The organism is Wolbachia endosymbiont (group A) of Conops quadrifasciatus (genome assembly GCF_964027015.1).
Classification (GTDB): Bacteria; Pseudomonadota; Alphaproteobacteria; order Rickettsiales; family Anaplasmataceae; genus Wolbachia.
The window spans coordinates 991,207-1,015,319 of the sequence record NZ_OZ034722.1 but is presented as its reverse complement, the minus strand read 5'-3'; the positions used below and the strand labels follow the sequence as shown (position 1 = coordinate 1,015,319).

The following is a 24,113-nucleotide window of genomic DNA, read 5'->3' as shown; positions in this document are numbered from 1 at the left end:
AGAATCAAGCAATAAAAAGAAGGAAAGGAGGGTGACTAAAATCAAGGTTAACTAAAAGGCGTGCTTAAGATTCACAATACCAGCAATAATATTGAACCTCAGGTTGTATTTTTTCTGAAAATTGCGGTAAATATGAGACATAATCTTAAATATCTTTATCTCACGGATCTTATTTTCTACTCTCATTCTAAATGATGCTAATCTTCTATTATGCTCTTTCTGCTCTGGAGTTAATGGCTTTTTACGATACTTTTTATATGGAATTATAACATTGCTTTGCAATTTTTGCCAACCTTGATATCCAGAATCGGCATATTTTATGCTATCGATTGGTAAATATTTTTCTTGTTTCCTTATGCGAAAATCATTAATTCTACCACGATATGAATTTGACACTGATAAAATTCTTCCACCTTCTTCGATAACAATCTCAGTTTTCATAGTGTTGGTTCTTTTTTTTCCTGAATATGATTTCTTCCGTTTTTTACTATCTTCTGGTCTCTGTATTTGCTGTTCTGTAACATCAGCCAGAATCTTCAGTATTTTTTCTGGTGTCATACTTCTATCTTTTGTTATAGTAACTTTTTTGGCAAGTAATGGCTCTATTTTCTTCAGTAACCTAAATACATTTGCGTTGTGAACATTGAACAGGCACCCTAAAAATCTATGTGTTATGTAAGTGCGATAGTACAAAATTACGCAAAATAACTTATCTTCTAGAGTTGGTAGTTGTGATCTTCTACCATGGCACTTTTTCTGTTTTTCAACTCTTTTCCACCCAGACCTAACTTTTTCCACTACCTTTTCGAACTCCTCTATAGTTAAACCTGTTATATTACGAAAGTTTCTTGGGTACTTCTTCATGTTATAGTAACTAAAGCTCATTTTTTTACCTTACTCAATCTGCTTATTCTTCTTCTACTTCTCTCACATTATTTTTTCAATCACCTTTTGCAGCAGGTCTAATGTACAGACTTACACCTTTTAGTTGGTAATACCATTTTAGACGTTTATCATTCGTTTTAGAAAATACTATAGTTTCATTAAGATTTTTTTTAAACTCCTCTTGTTTACTTTTATCTTGTCCGTTATGCACTGGTCTTGGTGTGATATATGAGAATTTCATTCTTTGCATATTACGGTGTACTGTAGACTTGCTAAACCAAACTTTTCCTGAATTCTTATTCTCGTTTCTTTAATGGTAATGTTGGGATTTTCTTGTATCCATGCTTCAACTTGTTCAAGTTGGCTTTGGTTCAATATAGTTTTTCTACGGCGTTGAGGTGGAGCAAATAATTTTTCTTCTCTGCCAAATTTTAGGTCATGCAGTAAGTGCCTTTCTTGAAATGCAACATATTTTTGCTACGGCTGTTATACTATGCTTTTTTGCTGCAATTACAGCATTTAGTTTTTTTGCAACATATGCATTATTTCTTACTTTCTTCAGCATTTCTTTTGCTCACTTTTTCATCCAATAATTTTGATCTTAATGCCATTTAAACCTCGCTATTTTACTTACTCCAGTATGGCTTTTTTTCCATTATTGTCTATCCGTTACTTGTATAGCGGGAATTGGTATAACTAATTTACTTATCAACATATCCACTAGCTATAATCTGTATACCGCTACACAGTTAGAAGTATTTTTTGATTTTACAATATAGCTTGAGATTCAATTTTTATAATTTTCTTGTTGACTAGCCAGACGGTATCTACCTTCTCGGCTTGCTGCTTTTGATAAAGTGTGGTTTTCAAGACCATATCAAATAGATCCTATTAAAAATCAATCGAATCTTCACATGTTTGTTCTTCATAAAAGAAGTTCAATGTTATCGTAGTACCAAGTTTTGCTTCACTTTTAATGTCGAAAGTTCCACCCATTAACTCTACTAATTTCTTGCTTAGCGGTAATCCGATGCCCGTACCTTCATTTCTATATCCCGAATCTGCTTGGCCAAAAACAGACATAACTTTATATATATCCTGCTGCATTATTCCTATTCCATTGTCATGAAACTCAATAGTTAATAAGGTTTTTTCTATATTTTCTTTTATCACCATTCTTATTAAACCATCTTTGGGAGTAAACTTGATTGAGTTTGATAATAAATTTATTATAACTTGTTTCATTCTCTTAGGATCTGCAATGACTAATAATTGTTTATTAGTCGTCTCTTTTTTTAAATTAATCCCGGCTTCTTTTAATTTAGGTAATAGCATATTTACGCATGAATCTATTATTTTGTTCAGGTTAAACTTCACTTTTTCTACTGTTAAACTACTTGATTCAGCTTTTGAAAAATCTAACACATCATTAATTAAGGTAAGTAAGTGTGTTCCTGCATTATATATATCGTCTGCATACTCCTTGTATTGAGAGTTATCCATTGAACCTAAAGTTTCATTTTTGATCAACTCCGCAAATCCAATAATAGCATTAAGAGGTGTGCGTAATTCATGTGTAACGCTTGCAAAAAATTTTAGCTTATTTGCATTTTCTTGCTCTAATGCCTCTTTTATCTGCTGTAATTCAATGTTAGTTTTATGTTGCTTGGCTAGCATTTGGGTATTAGAAAAGTGCAAATAGAACATTATTAATATTAAAATTATTAATAATAAGCCCAAAAATGTTAAAAATAGGCCATATGCTATAACATAAGAATTATTGTAGTTTCGAAGAATCTTCAAAAAAAACGACGGTTTAACGCTATTTTCATGGAATATAGGAAAAATAGAAGTTAATGTATTTCCTGTAGTATAAAATATTTCTTGGTTACTTAATAGTTCATCAATTTTATCGTTTGTAAGTAACTGTTCATAATCATAATCTTGAGTGTTAAAATTACTGAATATTATTCTGCTGTTTTGATCATACAGTATTAAGCTGAAATCCTTTACTTTGCTCACTGATTGTAATAATTCAGCACGCAGTTTTACCAGTTGGTTTATGTAGTCAAAATTTTTGTATTTAATGTGATGCTTTTCTATTAGTAAATAATGGTATTTTTTTATTATGCCATTTTCCAGTATACTTTTTAAGTTTACACTTGAATCACGGTAAGAAGAAAGGAAATTACTCCTTAGTAAATAATTACAATATATCACACTGAATAAAATCATAAAGATCGATGAGAGTAATGCAATAACTTTTGTGTATTTGTTTTTCTCCAGCGCAGAAAACATTGATTTACCTAGCTTATACATATCCTTCTTATTGTGAAACAACGGTTTTTATGTTATTAATAATAAAATTTAGCATATAATATTTTATGACAATTTCTCCTATTTTGCCAGTTTATTTGCCTGTTAACATAAATTTTTCTTATGGTAAAGGTATTTACTTGTATGATATTGACGGTAAGCGCTACGTAGATTTTCACTCTGGAATAGCCGTTAGTAGCTTAGGTCACACCAATTCGCGATTAATTAGTGCTCTAAAATTGCAAGGAGAAGAATTATGGCATATATCAAATACCTATAATATACCTGCTGCCAATAATTTTGCAGAAAAATTAATAAACAACAGTTTCGCTGACACTGTATTTTTCTCAAATTCTGGATCAGAGGCAGTAGAATGTGGGCTTAAGATTGCTAGGGTCTATCAAAACGGAAAAGGCAATAAAAACCGTCACAGAATTTTAACATTCCATGGTGCATTTCATGGAAGAACCTTCCTAACTTGTGCTGCAAACGATAAACAGAAATTTTCTGAATTACTGAGTCCCTGTATTGATTGGTGTGATAATATCGAGCCCAATATTGAGAGTGCAAAGAAAGCAATTTCAAGTGGTATAGGCGTTATATTAATAGAACCAATACAAGGGCAAGGTGGTATTAAAGTAATGAATGAAGTCTTTATGAAAGAACTAAGAAAGCTGTGTGATGAAAATGACATATTGTTATTTTTTGATTGCGTACAATGCGGTGCTGGTAGGACAGGAAAATTATTCGCATACGAACATATAGGAGTGGAACCTGATATATGTGCTCTTGCAAAGGGAATAGGAGGAGGCTTTCCGCTAGGGGCTTGTCTTGCAACTGAAAGGGCTGCTAAGTATATGGCGGTCGGTATGCACGGTTCCACTTTTGGTGGCAATCCGCTTGCAACCTCAGTAGGTAATGCTGTGCTTGAAGAATTGCTCAGTCCTGGCTTTTTGAAAAATGTTGAAATTAGAGGTAAGTATTTAAAAAATAAATTAGAAGACTTAGCAAGTAAATTTCCAATAATAGAAGAAGTGAGAGGGAAAGGGTTAATGCTTGGAATAAAGGTGAAAGCAAACAATAAAAAGTTTGCAGAAGAGCTAAGTTATCGCGGCTTGCTTACTGTTGGGGTAACATCAGATAACGTTGTGAGAATTTTACCTCCACTAATTATCACTGAAAAAGAGATTGATGAAGGCATCGAGATTTTGACTCAATATTTATCTGAGAAATCTTCTAGTGAAATCAAGCAAATACACACGTAAGATCTGGCTGTTTACCAACTGTTGTTTGTACCGAAATTATAGTAGTAGCTACTTCATTCATGCATTTTACCTTATCTTGCTCTTTTATCAATGTAAGTCCATTTATATCACTTAGTGAGTCAAACTTTGTTGCATCCTCAAATATAAATGATTGTAAGATGCTTTTTCGAGCCTGGAAGAAAACGCTATTACCAAATGATAATGTCATTTCTGATAAATCCTGTACTAAATCGTTTCTAAAAACGCATTTCGATAATTCCTCTAACAGGATTGGTATTCCAAAAAGAAAAAATGTCCCTTTCACTAAATAGGTCGTTATTCCACATAATAATGCACCACACAAAAATGCTAGCGGTCCAAATGCTATGAAACCGCAAAGTGATGGCAATAGCATAGTATGGCCTAATGATATTTCATATATAAGCTTCGCTGAAACTATAAGTCCGATGAATAGCATAGCTGTACCCAAGACCATCCTTTGTCTAGAATGTTCTTTCCAGTTCTTGCGATACAATTCAGAAAAGTTATTGTTAACTTTTACTTTAAAAATATTATGGTTAGTTTTTAATTTAAATTCTAAACCAAAATTTTCTTCCAACTCTGGAAAAAAACCTCTCAAAAGATTGTCCCGCTCTGAAATTACTCCATGACGCCATTTATGGCAATCTATAACTTCATCAATTACCATACTAATTTGATTATTGATCTTGTATAAATTGCTCATTTTATATGAACATCCACAATAATGCTTTTTTCTAAAGTCTGCGCAGCTTAAATTCTTTAAATCGTACAAAAAGTCTTTAATTTCTTGTGCTATTTTATTAGCATCATCTCTGCAACCTACGGCTTTCAAAACTGTTGCTAAATGCTCATTTTCAATGCGAGAAATCGTTTTATCTAATGCATATATATATTGTTTAGATTGAAAGTATGAGATGATTTTTTCTTTACACCTATCTCCATTGTCTTCGTACAAACTATTTTGTGTAAAACTATCGTCATTTTCTTCGGCAATTTTTAATACATGACCTAATACATTTTTAGCCTTCACACTACTTTCAAAGTAGCAGTTTCTGATTATGTGCACATATGCCTTTGCATCAGCATTTTCAGACTTACCTACATTATACGCTTTAGCTAAAAAGACTAAATAGTCAAATCCTGCCCATAGATAATACATGGACTTTACAATAGCACTTCCCACAGAAAATAGAACTGAGCGTGTGTAAGATAATTTACCGTTGTTTTTAATTCTGTCTTCATATGAACAAAGATATTTTTCTGTGCTTTTTAAAATCTTACGTAAATCTTCTTCTGTCTTTCCTACGTCAAAATCATTTATATCATGTACTTTTTCATACACCTCTTTTATCAAATCCTTTGAAAATTTTTTCAGAGCTGCGTCATCGATATTTCCTAGTGCACCCATGTTTTCGCTAATATAGATCTCTATTTTTTCTCCAAGCTCTATTCCCATTCTATTTTTTATTAGTTTATTGTACCTATCAGTGGCTGGAAATAAAACCTTTTGACAAAAATCCTGCGGTGCGCTTTTTAATTTTGCTAAAACTTTATCTACAAATAACTCAATTTTTTCACCTCCAGCAGCAAAAAACCAAGGTTGCCTGTTAGGATTGTATTCTCTATTTCTTCCCAAATTCTGCAAAGCTTCTGCTGGATTGTTGAACTGACTAGTTGAATCTGTAAATATTGATGCAACATGATTATACTCACTATCGAAACCACGACTTTTTGACTCGTCTATAATTGTTGTCAACGCATATTTAGCTAGTGTATTTAAATCGCCTTGGTCATAATTACAATAGTCAGCTCCATATTTACCTGCGTCATTACGTGTTATTTTAAAAAAAGGTTTATTTGTCTCAATACCCAGATCATTTTTTCCAAGTCCTGCAAAAATACATTTGTTTTTTTCGCAGAAGTAGTTTAGGTTATGTAGTACATCCCCCTGTTGTTCTATGAAACTATGTAACTCCTTGCTTAAGTGCCAGTTATCAACTATTAGACTGCGTTGTTTATCATTGTTTTTACTCAATGCTTTAATTACTGTCTTTATCTGTGGTAAAAGCTCATCCCTAGCGAATTGCTCACTAAAACCTTTTTTCTTTAGAAAATCTGTAATGCTGCTATCATTAGCAGTACTAACCTTATTTTTAATATCTTTTATTAATTTATCTAAATCTTCCCTTCTTTGTTTATCCAAAGCGGTGTTATCGCATTCCACTAAATACGAAAGTGTAAGATCAATCATTGAGTGCATTACTCTGTATTCTAGATACTTAGCAGTATTGCTAAAATCTACCTTGTCTTTCAATTTAGATATCTGTTCTTCCGTTAGACTAGGGTGTTGCTTTTTAACGCAGTTTATAAAGTTTGATTGACGTAATTTGAGTCTGTAATCTTGGTACGACATTCCTTCAGGCTGAAATTCATTATAAACTTCATAACGCGTACCATCTTCATATACCAAATTATTCTTACCTTGCAACGCAAAGCTAAGGTTAATTATGCTATTCACATCATTAACTAGAATAAGAGCATTTTCCCCAACCGGACTTTGTATGTTCCATCTCACAGATTTCAGCAGATCATTAGAGTCAACAAGTTTATTGTAATTAAAAACTTCTTCACATTCTTCAACATATTCATGAGCTGGACTAGATCTTTCCCTAGTGAATAAGCTGCGCACGTTAGCAGCAAACCTAAGGAGCAGTTCTTTTGATTCTACTCCAGTTATTTTGGTCAACGCCCACCAAATTGGCAACATTACTATACTAAGTATAAATATAGAAACTATATAATATAGATTCTCAATTAAAGCGGAATACAGCCAATAATCTGAAGTTAGACCAATTATTGCAGCAACATTACTATTTATAATAGGGAATAATGTAATTAAAGGTATTATGGTAGCAGCAACATTCACCACGAATGCTCGATTGAATTTTTCTCTTTCATTAGTTTTTGCAATAACATTTACTGTTTTGATAGTGTCTGCAATGCAGCGTCTACTTGATCTTGTAGGACTGATAATTTTTCCACATCTGTTTAAGATCCTTTTCTTTGGTGTTGCGGTTAGGTAAGTCGTAGGATATTCCGCATCAAGTTTGCACATATTTTCAAAGGCCTGCTGCTTGTTAATGCTATCTGCTTCATCAACATTAACCCACAATTTAGGCTTTTCACCGTTTTGCTCTTCAAATTTTCGATCATTCTCTTGCTGTAAAAGCAGATCATGTGTTACTATAATTGTTGTAGGTTCAGTGACTTTCAGCGCATCTTTAATTTCTTGCACAGTTTTAGGTGTTTTAACATCTACAGTAAATGCACCATCTATCATTTTCTTAGCTTGTTCAACTAAATTACCATTTGGCACTGCAACTAAATGGTGATATCCTGCTTGAGCTAGCGCATGACTCCACAATCCAATATCATAAGTCTTGCCAAACCCAGTTTCTGCATCAATCATAGTATTACAGTTAGTGATGGAAGAACTTTCTAGATGCTTTAGCATCTCTTCAACAACAGGTTTACGACGTTCTACTATTATAGATTCTTTGTCACTGAAGAGCTTTATAGATTCACCTTGTAGCTTACTATTAACTTCCTTTAAATGAGGGATAAGCTCTTTTATTTGATTAGTAATACATTGACTCATATCTTCCCACTATCAATACAATGTATTCCATAATACATTGTATTGATAGAATTACAACAAACATTTTTAGGTATTTTATGCCTTATAGACAAAAAATCCAACATTAGTTATCATCTTAATATGAACGACAATCTGGTATGCCTCGGAATGATTACTTCTCCTCACGGAATTAAAGGAGCTGTTAAATTAAAAACTTTTACCGAAAAACCTGAAAATATCTCCTTATATGGTGAGCTAATAAGTGGTGATGAGAATTATAAAATAGACTTAGTATCCGTCATAGGTGATAATCTAGTAATAGCTACAATCAGCGGAGTAAATTCCCGTAATGAAGCAGAGCTTTTAAGGAATAAGAAGCTGTATATAGAAAGAAGCAAGCTACCGAAGCTAAATGATGAGAATGAATTTTATCAAAGTGACCTTGTAGATATGGAAGTAAGGCTGGAAAGTAATGAATTATATGGCAATGTAAAATCTGTGTATAATTTCGGCTCAGGGGATATATTAGAAATTTTAGTTATCAGCACAAAAAAATGCATTATGCTGTCTTTTACCAAAGAAATGTTTCCGCACATAAACATGAAGGAGAGGTATATGGTGCTCAATATGCCAGAATTTATTGACTAATAAAGACTTTGATATTTATATAAAGCTATTTATAATTGTAAGATCGAACTGAAAATGTAATTATGGCAGAAAGAGCTAACGATATCAGACCAGGTCAGGTGTTAGAACATAACGGCGGATTATTTTTGGTTGTAGGTATTATGCATACTCAACCTGGTAAAGGTGGTGCATACATACAAGCCGAAATGAAAAACATCAAAACCGGAGCAAAACACTATGAAAGATTTCGCTCTGATGCAACAATCAGAAGGGCAATTTTAGATGAAGAGGAGTATGTTTACCTTTTCACTGAAGGAAACATTGTAAATCTTATGCATCCAAGTAATTACGAGCAAATCACTATAAATTTGGACTTATTGGGAGAAAAAAAGATTTATCTACAGGATAATATGAAAGTTAAAATAGTAACTTATCAAGACAAAATAATTTCTGCGCATGTGCCTGATTATGTTACACTTGCTGTGAAAGAAACAGAGTCTGTTATTAAAGGACAAACTGCTACTACTTCTTATAAGCCTGCAATTTTAGAAAACGGAATGCGCGTTAACGTGCCTCAGTTTATAAAAGAAGAGGATAAAATTGTAATATATACTCCAGATGACAGCTATTATGAAAGAGTGAAAGAGTAAAAGGAAGAATGTCCATCTCATCACCACGAATTAATGTGATGCTTGATTCTGTGCGTAGTGCTTCCAGGCAGCTTATGCGCGATTTTAATGAATTGCAAATTTCTAATGTTAAATCAGCAGACTTCATTAATAAAACTTATTCAAAATCCAAGCAAACCATATACGATTGCTTGCACGACTACAAACGAGACTATGGGTTTATTTCCGAAGATGATACTGACCAAGAAATAAAAGATAACGGTTACACTTGGTTTATTATGCCTATAGAGGGCAGGGAGAACTTTTCTAGTTGCATGGTTTATTTTGCAGTATCAGTCTGTCTCATTCATAAAAATAAAGTTGTGGCAGCTGTAATTGATGCTCCGGCTCTTAGAGAAACTTTTTGGGCAGAAGAAAAGAAAGGTGCTTTTCTTGAGGATTTTAGATCTCGTCATATAAAAATGCGGGTGAAAAGCCGTGAAGGGGGTCTAATAGATGTAAGTGGTAATTTATTAAATAAATTGCTGCCTGGCAATAGTAATGTACGCTCCATCGGTTCAACAATTTTAGGCTTTGCGTACCTTGCAGCAGGAAGGCACAGAGGAGCAGTTTACTCTGGAATTAACAAATATAAAGCCTTGCTCGGTAGACTTTTTCTGCAAGAAAGCGGTGGAAGGTTAACGGAAGACAACGGATTGATTATTGCTGGCGATATTAAATTAGGATAAACAGGCTACAGAGATAGACAACTTTTCGAAAACTTTTACAAGAGATTCTGTTAAATGTTCTATCATTTCATCAGTATGATAAGGTGTAGGGGTAATACGGAAACGCTCAGTTCCTCTTGGCACTGTTGGATAATTTATATGTTGAACGTATATTCCATGCTCATTAAATAATAATTTTGATGCTCCTTTGGATAACTCTGGGTCGCCAATTATTATTGGAATTATATGAGTTTCTGTTGGAATGAAGTTAATTCCTGTATTTCTCAGTGAGTTTTTTACTTTTTCAACGACTTGCTTTTGCTTTTCCCTTTCAATGTTGCTCGATTTTAGGTATTCAACGCTTGCCTTTGCTGCCGCTGCTAAAACAGGCGACATAGCAGTGGTGAAAATAAATCCTGGAGCGGAACTTCTTATTACATCTACCAAGCTCTTTGAAGACGCTATATACCCACCCATCACTCCAAAAGCCTTCGATAGTGTACCTTGAATGACGGTTATTCTATCCATCAGGCCTTCTCTTTCTGCAATTCCGCCACCATGTGAACCATACATGCCAACTGCGTGCACCTCGTCCAAATAGATGATTGCATTATGTTGATCTGCAAGATCGCATATCGCTTCAAGCGGCGCTATATCGCCATCCATTGAATATACGGATTCAAGTGCTATTATCTTTGGTGTTTTTGTGTCTACGGACTTTAACAACTGCTCTAAGTGATCAACATCATTGTGTTTAAATATATGTTTTGGTCTTTTTCCTAATTTTATGCCTTCTATCATTGAAGAATGGTTCTTCTCGTCTGAAAAAATTACTACATTTGGGATAATAGACGATAAAGTGCTAAGTGTAGTCTGGTTAGCAAGGTAGCCACAAGCAAAAGTTAAAGCAGCCTCTTTTTTATGTAAACAAGCTAGGGATTTTTCCAGTTCGACAACCTCTTTTGTTGTACCAGATATATTTCTTGTTCCTCCAGCGCCAACAGATGAATTTTGAATAGCAGCAATAACACTCTCATTCTGTGACATTCCCAAATAGTTATTACTGCACCAAACAATTACTTCCCTATTTCTTTCGTAGTCCATAATGTGAGGGAGCCTACCTGGCAATGACGCAAAGTGCGTAAATTCACGGTAGCGCCCCTCATCTTTTATATCTTTGATTTTATTTAAGAATATTTCTTCGTAGTTTACCAAGTTTTTATTCGCTAATAATTAATATAATTATAATAAATTATTAAATGGTAAACTACAATATTTATTCTTCAACTTACTGTTGTTCAACAAGCTTTCCGTTAGCTACAGGTTCAACATTACTACCCTCAAGTGAACTTGAAGATCTGTTACAGCAATATATGATTACAGCAGCAACTAAACAACAAACTCCAACACCTGCTATTATTCCTGTTGTCAGCAAGCTAACACTAAAAGCAAAATATGCAGCCGTTGCAGCAGCCCCTGCAAGTATTCCAGCTACTGCGAACGTCCATGTAGCTACGGTAGGCCAATTACTCTTTTGCGTATTTTGTGTTGCAGTAATACTTCCATTTCCTCTATTATTAGGCAGCTTGCCATTGGTTTGAGTATCATTCACCTGCTCAGATTTGTTGTTAGCTACTGAAGGTATTAGTGTTGGCTTCAGTGCCGGTGTTGGTTGTGGTGTTGGCGCCGGCGTAAGTGTTGGAATTGGATTCGATGTTGGTGCTAGATTCGGCGTTGGCGCCGGCGTAGGTGTTGGAATTGGATTCGGTTCTTGCTGCCTGGTGGTAGTTTGAGTACCATCTTCTTGTTCAGAGTTTTCGCTAGCTACTGAAGGCACTGGTTCTAGTATTGGTGCTGGTTTTGTATCTTGTTCATCAGTTTTAAACGTAGAATTCTTCTCACTATTTGTGCCATTATCTAAAGGATTATTATCATTCGAAGAACCTAGACCACCTGTTTGTTCTACATATCCAGCAAGTTGACCAGGAGCTTGTTTCTTCTTACTACTATCAACTTCAGTGATTACCTTTGAGCCATCATTTTTACCAACATATAGTTCTCTAAATTGCACTTCTTTTTCTTGTTCATTTTTCTTTTTTTCTTCTTTAGATCGTTTTATTCTCTCTTTACGTTTTTTAGCACTATTTTTACCCATTTTACCCCTCCTATAATCATTACCTATAGCTTCCTCTATTGAAGCCTTTTCATTGTTCATAATATTTTCTCGTCTGTCCACATTTTCTTGTGGTTGTTGACTGCCAGAATTTTCAAGTCCTGGATTTTCTGATTGATTGTTACTTGCTGCAATTGGAATTATATTAGAAACACTTTTGTACTTTGTGGGAATTATAACCTTGTACGGGGTTTGTTGTTTATTCTCTTTATTTCCCTTACAATTATTTGCTGTTACAGATTCCTGCGTTGAAATTTCTGTACTATTTACGGTATTGCTATTTTCTTTGGATAATGCTGTTTTACTACCACTACTTTTCTCATTATTAGATAAACGTGTAATAATAGAGTTCAATACTTTTTCAAGGTTTATAGCCTTATTATAATCTTCATAAGAAATGTAGCCTTGTAACCACTCTGTTATAGCGTATACATTGCTTACAATAGGTGCAGTAGGATAACAGCTCCATGCCTTACCTTGCTCCTTGGTAAAGTTACTTATTATTTCTAATATTTTTTCTACTACTAATAAACCTTCTTCAGGTGGCACACGAGTAACACCAGCTTGAACAACATCTATATAAGTATTCAAGGCATCAACATTTTTATTATCTATTGCTTCTTTCACTAATTTTGCCATATCACCTAAATCATAGACTGAACTTTCAGGAACTATGACAAGCGACAATCCTTCATCACTATTTAAACTTTCTTGATCTATAACAAATGACTTAGGCCCTTCACTAAATGTAGCCTCAAGAGACTCAACAACTGCATTATCAGCATCTTTAAAATACTCATTGATATCATCTAGTAAACTTTTATCTTCGGCTTGATAATTCTTTAATTGCTCGGGAATGGTAAGTGTTACTTTACCTTCTTCATACTCTACCTTACCATTCTGAGATTTAAGCGTGAACTCTGAAATAGAATCAAGCCTGCATATTTCCCTATTTGTATCACGTTCCTTAACAGGCATATTTGGATAATACTGAATATTTAGGTAATCTTGGCTATTACATATAATACTTATCTTTCTATCGTTAGCGTCAGGCAATTTTAGGTTATGCTTAAAAAATATAGGAAAGAGCTGCATGAGCAAAGAGCCGTCATACCCGGCTTGATTGCAATTAGTAATTAACTCTTTCAGTATATGATCACCTGGAACTTCTGCCTCAGCATGCTTAAACATTTCTATTAAAACATGCTTTGCAACTTGGCGTTTATTACTTTGAAGCTCTTGATTATACCTATCACACAACTGGCCAACAAAATCTTTACTTATGGTTTTACCATTGATTATAAAATTCATTCTAGGTAAGTCAATATAAGCTTGCTTGCCAGAATTAGCATCAGCGCTATTCTCATTTGCCTTTACCTTACTGAGCAAAGATTGCGTTAACTTAAATTCTAATCTAGTCGCTCTGTTGGTATTTTGTTCTTCTTCAGCCTCTGAATAATTACCTGAATCCCCAGAATTTTTAATACTTTTAACTTTATTTTCTTTTGTAGCATCTACTGCTGGTGGCATGAGCCCACCAAGTAAACTCCAAGTCATGTTTTCCCCCTACTAAAACAACTTAACCAAAGTATAGCACTAAACAACAATCTTGCCAAGCAAATTATTAACTCTCTTAGCAAACAGACTTACATCATCCATCTCTTCACCTTCCACTATACAAGCTTGGTAAAATAATAAATGAATCATGTCTTCCAATGTTGGGTTTTCACCATTTTCAGCGTGAGATTTCATTATACTTTTTATTACAGGATGTTTAGTGTTAATTTCCAGCACCTTTGGCGTGCGGTAATTTAGCTGCTTTTGTTCACGCAAAAAACGCTCCATGCGAAGATCCATAGCACCTTCATCAACTGCTAGACATACAGGGCTGTCAGTCAGTTTTTTTGAGATTTTCACGCTTTTCACTGAATTGCCAAGAACCTTGGTGAAATATTGCAGTATAGAGTCCGTATTTTCTTCAGTCTTTTCTTCATCTTGCTTATTTTCTTCATCTTTTTTATCTTCTTCTGAAGAGAATTTTTCCAGATCAACATCAGCGCGAGTCACAGACTTGAATTTTTGATCTTTATATTCATGAATTACACTGGTCCAGAAATCATCAACTGGATCAACAAATAGGAGCACTTCTAGTCCTTTACTGACGAATCCCTCAAGTTGCGGACTGTTTTTCACTGAATCGAGGCTATTCCCGGTGAGATAATAGATATGTTCCTGCTCAGGCTTCATTCTGCTTATGTAGTCATCAATACTGACTAATTTCTCATCACCAGTACTATGAAATCTGCAAATCGAGAGCAGGGCCTCTCTCTCATCAGTTGGCATAGCTTCACAAAGACCCTCTTTTAATACTGCACCAAAATTGGTCCAGAATTTTGTATATTCCTCTAAATTCTCTTTTGCCTTTTTACCAAGCTCTGATATCGCGCGTTTAGTTAAGGATTTTCTGATTTGCTCAACAACACGATTATTCTGCAGCGTTTCTCTGCTGATATTAAGAGGCAAGTCCGGTGAATCAACAATACCTTTCAAGAAACGTAAATACTGCGGTATGATCTGTACGTTATCTTCAGTGATAAATACTTTATTTACATATAACTTAACAGAGCAACGTCTATCTGGATGAAATAAATCAAAAGGTTTAATAGAGGGAACATAAAGCAAATTTGTATATTCTATTGCACCTTCATTTTTATTATGCAATATCATCCAAGGCTCCCCGCCAACGTGAGCAACACTGCGGAAAAAATCATTGTGTTCCTCTTGAGTAACATCATTTTTTGGCTTAGTCCAAATTGCAGCCTTACTGTTTAACTTTTCACTTTTTCCTTCTTCATTTATGAATTCAACAGGAAAATTTATGTGATCAGAGTAAGTAGTGACAATGTTTTCAATACGAAATTTATCTAAAAACTCATTCTCTTCAGGATGCATAATGAGTGTAATTTTAGTTCCACGAGAAATTTGATTATCTAGTTTACTTATTGAATACTCTCCATCTCCCTTGGATTTCCAGACCCAAGACTCCTCCTCTCCAGCTTTTCTTGATTCTACTATTACTTCTGATGCAACCATAAAGCTTGAGTAAAAACCAACACCAAACTTCCCAATCAGCTCCACAGCTTGGCTTGAATCCTTGCTATTTTTAATCGCATCTAAGAACTTTTGCGTACCAGAGCTTGCAATTGTACCAAGGTTATCTATTAAATCTTGTCTGTTCATTCCGATGCCATTATCAGTGATATATAGCTCGTTCTTATCTTTATTGGAGCTAATAGTGATTTTCAACTCATCACTTGAATCTAGCAAATTTGAATTAGATTGAGATTCATAGCGCAATTTATCACATGCATCCGATGCATTTGATATTAACTCACGCAGAAAAATGTCCTTATTAGTATAAAGTGAATGAATCACTATATTCAGTACTTTCCCTACTTCAGCGTCAAATTTTAAATTTTCAGTTCCTTGTATGTTATGCATTTTGAGCTCCATTATTTGCCTACTACCCTAATAATCTAAGTATTGCACTGCAATCTTTCAAGGTCACGCACGCCAAAATTAATGTAGCCGCCATATTATGACATCCAATTTATGGGATCTCTTGCATAAAAATTCCCTTACAAACTCCGCCAGCCCCCTTATCATGAAACTGAAGCTATTTATTTATCTTCGCAATCTCTGCAGTGGATTAATGACAAAAAAACTTAATGTATTTGGCGTAAATCATCCTTAATTTTTTGCACTATGTGCACCTCATGTCTTTATAAAACTTTAGGTTTCTACCTATACAAGCCGAAACGCGCTTATAAAGCGTTTAAGACAGTAAAAGACGTCAAATAGACAAGGGAGAATTTGAATACTAGCTACCCTGGGGTTTCTTTGCCTTTTTTTCCGCTCAGTAAATTTCTTAACGTTTATAATTTAGATTAGTTGCGGCTTAAAAGCAGCTGAATCGCGGTTATTAAGCGTATAGCACTGAACAGAAGAAATCTGTCAAACCAGGAAGAAACTCCTCAATTTAAGTTTTTAGTAGTTTTTAAGTATAGTTGTATAGGAAGCGCCTCTGAAGTTATAACCGAAATTTTCACTGGTGCCATAAGTGCCCGTCGTTTAGCATGGTTTTGGGAGGAACGGTCAAATCATTGATGGAGTTTTTTAGGCTACCTCGGTTAGGAGATTGTATTATCTAACCGTTCCAAGCTGAAGCGTTTCCCTATTACAAATTATAATAAGGGAGTTACTATGAAAAAAGCAAAAAGTAAATTAGAGATCATGAATCCTGATGCAGCAGGAATAGATGTTGGTTCAGCTGTACATTATGTATGTGTACCAGAAGGAAGTGATGAACAGCGTATACAAAAATTTAGCTGCTTTACAGAGGATCTCCATAACATAGCAAAATGGCTGAAGAAATGTAAAGTTACTACAGTAGCCATGGAGTCAACAGGAGTATACTGGATTACTTTGTTCCAAGTACTTGAATCATATGGACTTGAAGTAAAGCTTGCAAATGCAAGACATGTAAAAAATGTACCTGGAAGAAAGTCAGATGTTCAGGATTGTCAATGGCTTCAACAACTACATAGTTATGGGTTAATCCAAGGATCATTTAGGCCAGATGATCAAATGTGTGTATTGCGTGGTTATGTTCGGCAACGTAAAAACTTAATTGAAAACGCTGCTAAACATATTAATCGCATGCAAAAGGTGTTAGTACAAATGAATATTCATTTACATAAAGTGACAAGCGATATTACTGGCATCACAGGAATGCAAATTATTAAAGCAATAGTAGAAGGTGAAAGGAATCCTAAAAAACTAGCTGAATTCAGAAGTGTGAATATGAAGAATGATAAGGCTACTATAGCAAAAGCATTAACAGGCGATTATAGAGAAGAACATTTATTTGTATTAAAGCAAGAATATGAAGCATATAATTTTTTTCAAGAAAAAATAATTGAATGTGATAAAAGTATAGAGAACTATTACAAAGCATTAGAGACGAAGTCCGATGAGAGTAAAGAGTTAGGTAAGGAAAAAAATAAGTCTAGAAGAGGCAGACCAAATTTCACCCTGCGTGAGGAATTGTATCGTGTAACTGGTATAGATTTCACTAAAATTCCTGGATTTGATGTACTAACTGTACAAACCATTATTGCGGAAGTTGGCATTAATCATAATAAATGGCGATCAGAAAGGCATTTTACCTCATGGTTAGGGCTTAGCCCTGCTAATAAGATTACAGGAGAAAAAGTATTTTGAACAAAAACTCGTAAAGTTATTAATCGTGCTACGAATGCCTTGCGAATGGCTGCTTATGCTGTGGGAAATAGTAAAAGTGCATTGGGTGCATATTGTAGGAGATTAAAAAAACGGCTAGGAGCAATAAAAGCAATTACTTCTACAGCAAGAAAATTAGCATGCATCTTTTACCAAATGTTGAAATATGGACAAGAGTATGTGGAAAAAGGAATGAGCTATTACGAAACACGTTACAAAGAGAGAGTTGTAAAAAATTTAATCAAAAAAGCACAGGAATTTGGCTACATATTAGTTCAACAAGAAGCGCTAGTTAAGGGAGTTTCTTAGGAGAATGAGAGTAGAAAATAAGATCCGTGAGATAAAGATATTTAAGATTATGTCTCATGTTTACCGCAATTTTCAGAAAAAATACAACCTGAGGTTCAATATTATTGCTGGTATTGTGAATCTTAAGCACGCCTTTTAGTTAATCTTGATTTTAGTCACCCTCCTTTCCTTCTTTTTATTGCTTGATTCGCAGCAGGTCTTACGCTTTTGCATATGGATCGCATTTTAGTGTTTGATCAAGGCAAGATTGTAGAAGATGGCACGCATCAGGAACTTCTTGATAAAAATGGAATGTATAAAACTCTGTGGGATGCACAAGTTGGTGGATTTTTGCCGGACAAAAGAGAAATGGAGATTGTATAATATCTTCTTAATCTAATGCTTCAATGTTTCCGACATAGGAAAAGTATCATCTTTATTTTCTATAGAGGAAGGTATACTATTTTGATTATCATCACCATCAATTGGAGTAGTAGGGTGCATTAAAGCAACTTTCATAACTTCATCAATATTCTTAGCAAAAACTACGTTGATCCCCTCTTTGATGCTTGCAGGAATCTCTTGCATATCTTTCTCATTTTCACTTGGTATAATCACAGTTTTGATTGATCCTCTGAGCGCTGCAAGCAATTTTTCTCTCAAGCCCCCAATAGCTAAAACTCTACCACGCAATGTCACTTCGCCTGTCATAGCAACATTTTTGTTAACTGGTATATTTGTCATAAGAGAAACAATAGACGTACATACCGCGCCGCCAGCAGAAGGGCCATCTTTTGGTACAGCACCCTCAGGTACATGCAAATGTATATCATTATTTTGGAATTTTTCGGGCTTTATACCAAAAAACAAACAATTTGATCGAATATAACTATACGCAGCTTTTATAGATTCTTGCATAACCTCTCCAAGCTTTCCTGTGTATTTTATTTCTCCCTTGCCCGGAATTAGGACTGATTCTATCATCAAAATATCACCACCTGTTTCAGTATAGGCAAGCCCAGTTACTACTCCCACTAAACTCTCATTTTCTGCAATACCAAAGGTATATTTACGTACCCCTAAATAATCTTGTAAATTGTCAACCCCTACGGATATTTTCTTATTTTTATCAGTCAATATTTCTTTAACTGCCTTTCTCATGAGCTTTGCAAGCTCCCTTTCCATACTTCGCACACCACTTTCACGTGTATATAAACGTATCAACTTGTATAACGCCTCATTAGTTATGTCCCATTCCTTCTGATATAAACCATGCTCCTTCTTTAACTTCGGAATAAGGTGGTGTGTAGCAATACTGATTTTTTCATCTTCAGTATACCCGGACAATTGTATAATTTCCATCCTATCACGCAAAGGATGTGGCAAATTTAAGCTGTTTGCCGTAGCTACAAACATTACACTTGAAAGATCAAACTCAACTTCCAAGTAATGATCCGTAAAGTGTTTATTGTGCTCAGTATCTAAAACCTCAAGTAATGCAGATGCAGGATCGCCACGCGAATCAGAACCCATCTTATCTATTTCATCAAGCAGAAAAAGCGGGTTGCATGAATTAGCTTTTTTCATATGTTGAATAATTTTACCAGGCATTGAGCCAATATAAGTTTTCCTATGCCCTCGTATCTCGGACTCATCACGCACACCACCAAGAGCTATGCGAACAAAATCTCTTCCTACTGCTCCTGCCATAGACTTAGCTAAAGAAGTTTTACCAACACCTGGCGGTCCAACCAAGCAAAGTATAGGACCTTTTATCTCTTTTACTCTTTTTAATACTGCTAAAAATTCTATTATCCTATCTTTTACTTTCTCTATGCCATAATGATTTTCATCTAAGATTTTCTTAGCTGCATTTAAGTTAATTTTTGCATCTTTGTACTTTCCCCACGGCAAATCAAGTAACCAATGCAAGTAACTAGATATAACTGTAGCTTCAGGAGAAATGGGATTCATTTTCTTGTATCTCTTCAAATCAGTTATAGCTTTCTCTCTTGCTTCCTGAGAAAGCTTTGTTTCATTTATCTTTTTTTCAAATTCATTGAGTATATTCCCTTCATCACCATTCTCAAATTCGTCTAATTCTTTCTGTATAGCTTTCAATTGCTCGTTAAGGTAGTAAACTTTCTGAGTGCTTTCAACTTGCGATTTAATTGTCTTATATAAACGGTTTTGTGCGTTCAAAATACTTATTTCTCCCTCAATAAAAGCAAAAGCTTTTTTTAAACGCTCTTTTGGGTCATAAGCCTCAAGTATGCTTTGTTTATCCGATACTTTTATATTTAAATGTGAAGCTACCGTGTCTACAAGTTGATCAACTTCTTTGATTTGATCAATGGGGTTAATGGCAACTTCAGGCTGATTTTTCTTGTTTAGCTTACACCAGCTATCGAACGCGTCTATAACAGATCGCCTTAAAGCTTCTAAATCAATATTGTCTTCATCTTCTTTATAATGATTGTCTAACTCTACCCTGGCTTGTAATAAAGTATGAGAGCTAATATATTCTACAACTCTTCCCCTTCTTATCCCCTGGATTATAACTTTTACTGCATTGTCAGGCAATTTTATTAATGGTTGTATAATGTTTGCTAACACACCTACTTTATAAAGATCTTCTGGCTCCGGATTATCAACAGAGCCATCTTTCTGTGCTACAAGAAAAATCTCATTTTGGTGACTACTACTACTTGTTGCATATTCTAGTGCATTAACAGATTTTTCTCTGCCTATGAATAAAGGCACCATTATATTTGGAAAAATTACTACATCTCTTAAAGGTAATACTGGCAATGCAGTAAAACTAGAGCTCACAGCACGTTCAATGTTCATAATATATGCCTCAAATTAATCATTAACCGTTATAACATTGCCATTATTATTATGATTAACCGTTGCTTTTCCTAATTCTACCATTTTCTTAGTGATTACTATAGTGCTACCTTCAAAATCTCCGTTTCCAGCTGTATACATAACGTCAAGCAAAAGTGACTCCAAGATAGCACGTAACATTCTTGCACCTGTTTTATAGCTTATAGCCTTTTTAGCAATAGCTGATATTGCTTCATCTGAAAACTCAAGGTTTACTTTGCTAAACGCAAGCAATGCTTTGTACTGTTTTATTAGTGCATTCCTTGGCTCTGTCAACACATGTATTAAATCTTCATGATCCAACTCATCTAAAACAGCAGTTATTGGAACCCGCCCTACAAATTCGGGTATTAAACCGAATTTGATTAAATCTTCAGGTTGAACATCATGTAAAGCATTCTTTTTCTTTTGCTCTTTAGACTGACTTATATCTGCTCCAAAGCCAACTGACGTTCCCTTTTTTCTCGCTTCAATAATCTTATCGAGGCCTTCAAAAGCTCCTCCACAAATAAATAGTATGTTACTAGTATCCACTTGTATAAACTCTTGTTGTGGGTGTTTTCGCCCTCCTTGTGGCGGAACATAAGCAACTGTACCCTCCATAATCTTAAGCAGAGCTTGCTGGACCCCTTCACCTGAAACGTCACGGGTTATTGAAGTGCTTTCAGATTTTCTTGTAATCTTGTCTATTTCATCTATAAACACTATACCACGCTGTGCTTTTGCAACGTCATAATTTGCAGCTTGTAATAAACGCGACAACACGCTTTCTACATCATCACCCACATAACCTGCCTCAGTTAAAGTTGTCGCATCAGCCATAGCAAATGGCACATCTGAAACTTTAGCAAGTGTTTTGGCTAGCAAAGTCTTACCAGAACCAGTGGGACCAATAAGCATTATATTTGACTTCTCGATTTCAATATCACTTATAGCATGAAATTGTACCATGGATTGACAATGGTTATACATAGCTACAGATAAAACGTGTTGCGCGTGTTCTTGACCTACAACATGCTTGCTGAGAAAATTTTTTATATCCTCAGGTTTCTTTAGTAATAGCTTCATATCAGATATACGATCTGAATTAAAAGATCTATCTTTCTTTTGACTTATTGCTTTATGGGATAATTCTATGCACTCATTACAAATAAACACCTTTAAACCATCCGAGGAGTTAGTAATCAATTTATCTACTTCATCTTGCGCCTTGTCGCAAAAAGAACAGTAGTGTAAATCATTATTGTTATCCATTAACCCACCTTTTGTTTAACTTTAATATTTTCAATTTCAATATCTGTACGCTCAGCTATCACCCTGTCAATTAAGCCAATTTTCCTTGCTTCTTCAGGATCCATGAATTTATCTCTTTCCATCATTCCTTCAATTTTCTTCAGTGAATTTTCAGTATGTTTTTCATAAATTTGATTTAGTTTTTTCTTAACTCGCAAAATTTCATTAGCATGTATCTCTATATCAGTTGCTTGACCATGATAACCACCAGATGGCTGATGTATCATAATTCTTGAATGAGGTAGAGAGTAGCGCTTACCTTTTGTACCAGATGCAAGCAATAAGGAACCCATAGACGCAGCTTGACCTATACATAAAGTTGAAACGTCTGGGTTTATATACTGCATTGTATCGTAGATCGACAAACCAGCAGTTACAACACCACCTGGTGAGTTGATGTACATACAAATGTCTTTATCGGGATTTTCCGATTCTAAAAATAAAAGCTGTGCTACTATTACACTGGCCATGTTGTCCTCAATAGGACCTGTTACGAAAATTATTCTTTCTTTCACTAGTCTTGAATATATGTCATAAGCGCGCTCACCGCGACTAGTTTGTTCAACTACAATTGGTATAAGAGTCATACCTTTTCCTATTAAATATTACCAAACAATTCCTTTAATTCTTTCACAGAAATAATCTGCTCTTCTTTACCAACTTTTTCTATTATATAATCTGTCACTTTATACTCAAGCGCTTGCCCTCTAACTAATTCTTGAAATTGTTTATTTGATTCAAAATGCTTAAGTACTCTGTCAAACGGTACATCCTTACTGACATATTGATTTACAATAACATTCAAAACATCATTTTGAGTTAATGATATTTTATGTTCTGCACTAAATTTCATAAATAACATAGCAAGCTTTACACGTTTTTCAGCTTCTTTACAAGAATTATTTTGAGCACCCAGTTCTCCTTCCATTCTTTGTTGCTCCTGTTTTACTATGTCTGTGGGTAAATCAAAACTATAATTAGCATCCAAATAATCAAATAGCTCCTTTTTAATTAAGAGATTTCTCATTTCGGTGCACTGATCACCAATCATTTTTTTTGCATGACTTATTAGCAAAGAATAATCTTTAAAACCAATACTCCTAGCTATTTCATCATCATTTTCAAAATCTTTGGCAATTTGAATCTCATTAACTCGCACAGAAAAATCAACTTCCTGTCCTGCAAGGGAAATGGCTTGGTAATTTTCAGGAAATTGCAACTTAAAGTCCTTTGTTTCTCCCTTTTTCATACCAGTTAATTGATCTTCAAAACCATTAATAAATGTGCCAGACCCTAAATTAACGGCAAAATTTTTGCTACTTCCACCCTGAAAGAGCTTATTCCTAATCCGCCCTTCAAAATCAATTATCAATTTATCCCCATCTTTCGCTTGATAAGAAGCATCATCAACAGAGGCGAAATTGGGGAACTTTGTTTTAATAGAATCAATAAATTCTTTTATATCTTCCTCTTCAATCTTTGCTTCAATCTTCTTTAAGTTTATTTTGTCAAGATCTATCATCGGTACTTCAGGCATCGACTCAAAAGATAGCTTGTATACAAAATTGCCCTCCTCATTTTCTTTGCCCAGATCTGGTAATGATATAACATCAACCTTAGGATAAATGTGAGACTTGACTTCAATTTTTTTCATCAAATTACTTGAGCAATAATTAATTGTATTATTTATCACATATTCCAAAGCTTCGTTTTTATAATTTGCAACAACAAGGTCATAGGGCATCTTTCCAGCCCTAAATCCAGGTGATTTTGCATTTTCTGCTATCTCTTGCAACCTGGAATTTACCTTTTGTTTTATATAATCACTATCAACTGTGATTTCATACTCATACTTTAGTTTATCTATACTAAGCTCTTTGTAGGTATATACGCTACTTACTTCGACTGTATTTTGAGGTATATTATTAGACATCATAATTCATTTATTAACATTTTAATTCATATCTTAATAGAGTCATTTTACCAGAATTTAAGTTAAACACAATCCTTAAGAACAGGTTTTTATACAAACAAAAGTGTATTCAGTGATTATAAATTTTCCCTTAAAACCTAAGTTACATG

General features: G+C 34.5%; 14 protein-coding genes and 4 pseudogenes. 7 read left to right on the top strand and 11 right to left on the bottom strand.

The window, feature by feature from the left end; translation table 11 throughout:
• Positions 1–51: 51 nt before the first annotated feature.
• From AAGD69_RS05240 to AAGD69_RS05230, 3 genes and pseudogenes are all read right to left on the bottom strand, one after another.
• A complete protein-coding gene (locus tag AAGD69_RS05240; protein ID WP_410529824.1) occupies positions 52–864 on the bottom strand; it encodes a transposase family protein in 813 nt (270 codons plus the stop codon).
• A 169-nt stretch (positions 865–1,033) separates the two neighbouring features.
• Positions 1,034–1,496: pseudogene (locus AAGD69_RS05235) on the bottom strand (winged helix-turn-helix domain-containing protein); the annotation flags it as partial.
• A 280-nt stretch (positions 1,497–1,776) separates the two neighbouring features.
• The gene (locus tag AAGD69_RS05230; RefSeq protein ID WP_341811901.1) at positions 1,777–3,204 is read right to left on the bottom strand and encodes a HAMP domain-containing sensor histidine kinase; all 1,428 of its coding nucleotides are present in this window, start codon (positions 3,202–3,204) and stop codon (positions 1,777–1,779) included.
• A 65-nt stretch (positions 3,205–3,269) separates the two neighbouring features.
• Between AAGD69_RS05230 and AAGD69_RS05225 the strand changes: the two genes are divergently transcribed.
• On the top strand, positions 3,270–4,466 hold the full coding sequence (locus AAGD69_RS05225) for an aspartate aminotransferase family protein (RefSeq protein WP_341811900.1): 1,197 nt from the start codon (positions 3,270–3,272) through the stop codon (positions 4,464–4,466).
• Here AAGD69_RS05225 and AAGD69_RS05220 read toward each other — a convergent pair.
• Entirely contained in the window at positions 4,447–8,145 is a 3,699-nt protein-coding gene (locus tag AAGD69_RS05220) for a DEAD/DEAH box helicase family protein (protein WP_341811899.1), read from the bottom strand. The genes AAGD69_RS05225 and AAGD69_RS05220 overlap by 20 nt on opposite strands.
• Positions 8,146–8,265: 120 nt before the next feature.
• Here AAGD69_RS05220 and rimM point away from each other — a divergent pair, with 120 nt between their 5' ends.
• From rimM to AAGD69_RS05205, 3 genes are all read left to right on the top strand, one after another.
• Positions 8,266–8,772 carry a ribosome maturation factor RimM gene (rimM, locus tag AAGD69_RS05215; protein ID WP_341811898.1) on the top strand — a complete coding sequence of 169 codons (507 nt, stop codon included), beginning with the start codon at positions 8,266–8,268 and terminating at the stop codon, positions 8,770–8,772.
• A gap of 62 nt (positions 8,773–8,834) precedes the next feature.
• A complete protein-coding gene (gene efp, locus AAGD69_RS05210) occupies positions 8,835–9,401 on the top strand; it encodes an elongation factor P (protein ID WP_341811897.1) in 567 nt (188 codons plus the stop codon).
• Between the two features lie 8 nt (positions 9,402–9,409).
• Complete coding sequence (locus AAGD69_RS05205; RefSeq protein WP_341811896.1) at positions 9,410–10,108, top strand: inositol monophosphatase family protein; 699 nt, start codon at positions 9,410–9,412, stop codon at positions 10,106–10,108.
• Here the strand turns inward: AAGD69_RS05205 and hemA are convergent.
• From hemA to htpG, 3 genes are all read right to left on the bottom strand, one after another.
• On the bottom strand, positions 10,100–11,302 hold the full coding sequence (gene hemA, locus AAGD69_RS05200; RefSeq protein ID WP_341811895.1) for a 5-aminolevulinate synthase: 1,203 nt from the start codon (positions 11,300–11,302) through the stop codon (positions 10,100–10,102). The two genes, AAGD69_RS05205 and hemA, sit on opposite strands and share 9 nt — an antisense overlap.
• A 73-nt stretch (positions 11,303–11,375) precedes the next feature.
• A complete protein-coding gene (locus AAGD69_RS05195; protein WP_341811894.1) occupies positions 11,376–13,817 on the bottom strand; it encodes a hypothetical protein in 2,442 nt (813 codons plus the stop codon).
• 39 nt (positions 13,818–13,856) lie between these two features.
• The gene (htpG, locus tag AAGD69_RS05190) at positions 13,857–15,761 is read right to left on the bottom strand and encodes a molecular chaperone HtpG (protein ID WP_341811893.1); all 1,905 of its coding nucleotides are present in this window, start codon (positions 15,759–15,761) and stop codon (positions 13,857–13,859) included.
• A 762-nt stretch (positions 15,762–16,523) separates the two neighbouring features.
• Here htpG and AAGD69_RS05185 point away from each other — a divergent pair.
• The 3 pseudogenes from AAGD69_RS05185 to AAGD69_RS05175 all read left to right on the top strand — a co-directional run.
• Positions 16,524–17,870, top strand: a pseudogene (locus AAGD69_RS05185) (IS110 family transposase).
• Position 17,871: 1 nt separating this feature from the next.
• Positions 17,872–18,009, top strand: a pseudogene (locus AAGD69_RS05180) (IS5/IS1182 family transposase); the annotation flags it as partial.
• A 62-nt stretch (positions 18,010–18,071) separates the two neighbouring features.
• A pseudogene (locus AAGD69_RS05175) lies at positions 18,072–18,233 on the top strand (ABC transporter ATP-binding protein); the annotation flags it as partial.
• Between the two features lie 12 nt (positions 18,234–18,245).
• On the opposite strand, the gene lon reads toward AAGD69_RS05175, so the two are convergent.
• From lon to tig, 4 genes are read right to left on the bottom strand one after another with little or no spacing between them, the layout of a single operon-like run.
• Positions 18,246–20,699: an endopeptidase La gene (gene lon / locus AAGD69_RS05170; RefSeq protein ID WP_341811892.1), complete on the bottom strand. Its 2,454-nt coding sequence runs from the start codon at positions 20,697–20,699 to the stop codon at positions 18,246–18,248.
• Positions 20,700–20,714: 15 nt separating this feature from the next.
• On the bottom strand, positions 20,715–21,992 hold the full coding sequence (gene clpX / locus AAGD69_RS05165) for an ATP-dependent Clp protease ATP-binding subunit ClpX (protein WP_341811891.1): 1,278 nt from the start codon (positions 21,990–21,992) through the stop codon (positions 20,715–20,717).
• A complete protein-coding gene (gene clpP / locus AAGD69_RS05160; protein ID WP_341811890.1) occupies positions 21,992–22,618 on the bottom strand; it encodes an ATP-dependent Clp endopeptidase proteolytic subunit ClpP in 627 nt (208 codons plus the stop codon). Before clpP ends, clpX begins: the two co-directional genes overlap by 1 nt.
• A gap of 11 nt (positions 22,619–22,629) precedes the next feature.
• Positions 22,630–23,964: a trigger factor gene (tig, locus tag AAGD69_RS05155; protein WP_341811889.1), complete on the bottom strand. Its 1,335-nt coding sequence runs from the start codon at positions 23,962–23,964 to the stop codon at positions 22,630–22,632.
• Between the last annotated feature and the right edge of the window lie 149 nt (positions 23,965–24,113).

What these genes read in the sequence shown, in the direction of transcription:
- AAGD69_RS05240 (WP_410529824.1), bottom strand. Translation starts at nt 864, where the DNA reads ATGAAGAAGTACCCAAGAAACTTTCGTAATATAACAGGTTTAACTATA.
- AAGD69_RS05230 (WP_341811901.1), bottom strand. Translation starts at nt 3,204, where the DNA reads ATGTATAAGCTAGGTAAATCAATGTTTTCTGCGCTGGAGAAAAACAAA.
- AAGD69_RS05225 (WP_341811900.1), top strand. Translation starts at nt 3,270, where the DNA reads ATGACAATTTCTCCTATTTTGCCAGTTTATTTGCCTGTTAACATAAAT.
- AAGD69_RS05220 (WP_341811899.1), bottom strand. Translation starts at nt 8,145, where the DNA reads ATGAGTCAATGTATTACTAATCAAATAAAAGAGCTTATCCCTCATTTA.
- rimM (WP_341811898.1), top strand. Translation starts at nt 8,266, where the DNA reads ATGAACGACAATCTGGTATGCCTCGGAATGATTACTTCTCCTCACGGA.
- efp (WP_341811897.1), top strand. Translation starts at nt 8,835, where the DNA reads ATGGCAGAAAGAGCTAACGATATCAGACCAGGTCAGGTGTTAGAACAT.
- AAGD69_RS05205 (WP_341811896.1), top strand. Translation starts at nt 9,410, where the DNA reads ATGTCCATCTCATCACCACGAATTAATGTGATGCTTGATTCTGTGCGT.
- AAGD69_RS05195 (WP_341811894.1), bottom strand. Translation starts at nt 13,817, where the DNA reads ATGACTTGGAGTTTACTTGGTGGGCTCATGCCACCAGCAGTAGATGCT.
- htpG (WP_341811893.1), bottom strand. Translation starts at nt 15,761, where the DNA reads ATGCATAACATACAAGGAACTGAAAATTTAAAATTTGACGCTGAAGTA.
- lon (WP_341811892.1), bottom strand. Translation starts at nt 20,699, where the DNA reads ATGAACATTGAACGTGCTGTGAGCTCTAGTTTTACTGCATTGCCAGTA.
- clpX (WP_341811891.1), bottom strand. Translation starts at nt 21,992, where the DNA reads ATGGATAACAATAATGATTTACACTACTGTTCTTTTTGCGACAAGGCG.
- clpP (WP_341811890.1), bottom strand. Translation starts at nt 22,618, where the DNA reads ATGACTCTTATACCAATTGTAGTTGAACAAACTAGTCGCGGTGAGCGC.
- tig (WP_341811889.1), bottom strand. Translation starts at nt 23,964, where the DNA reads ATGTCTAATAATATACCTCAAAATACAGTCGAAGTAAGTAGCGTATAT.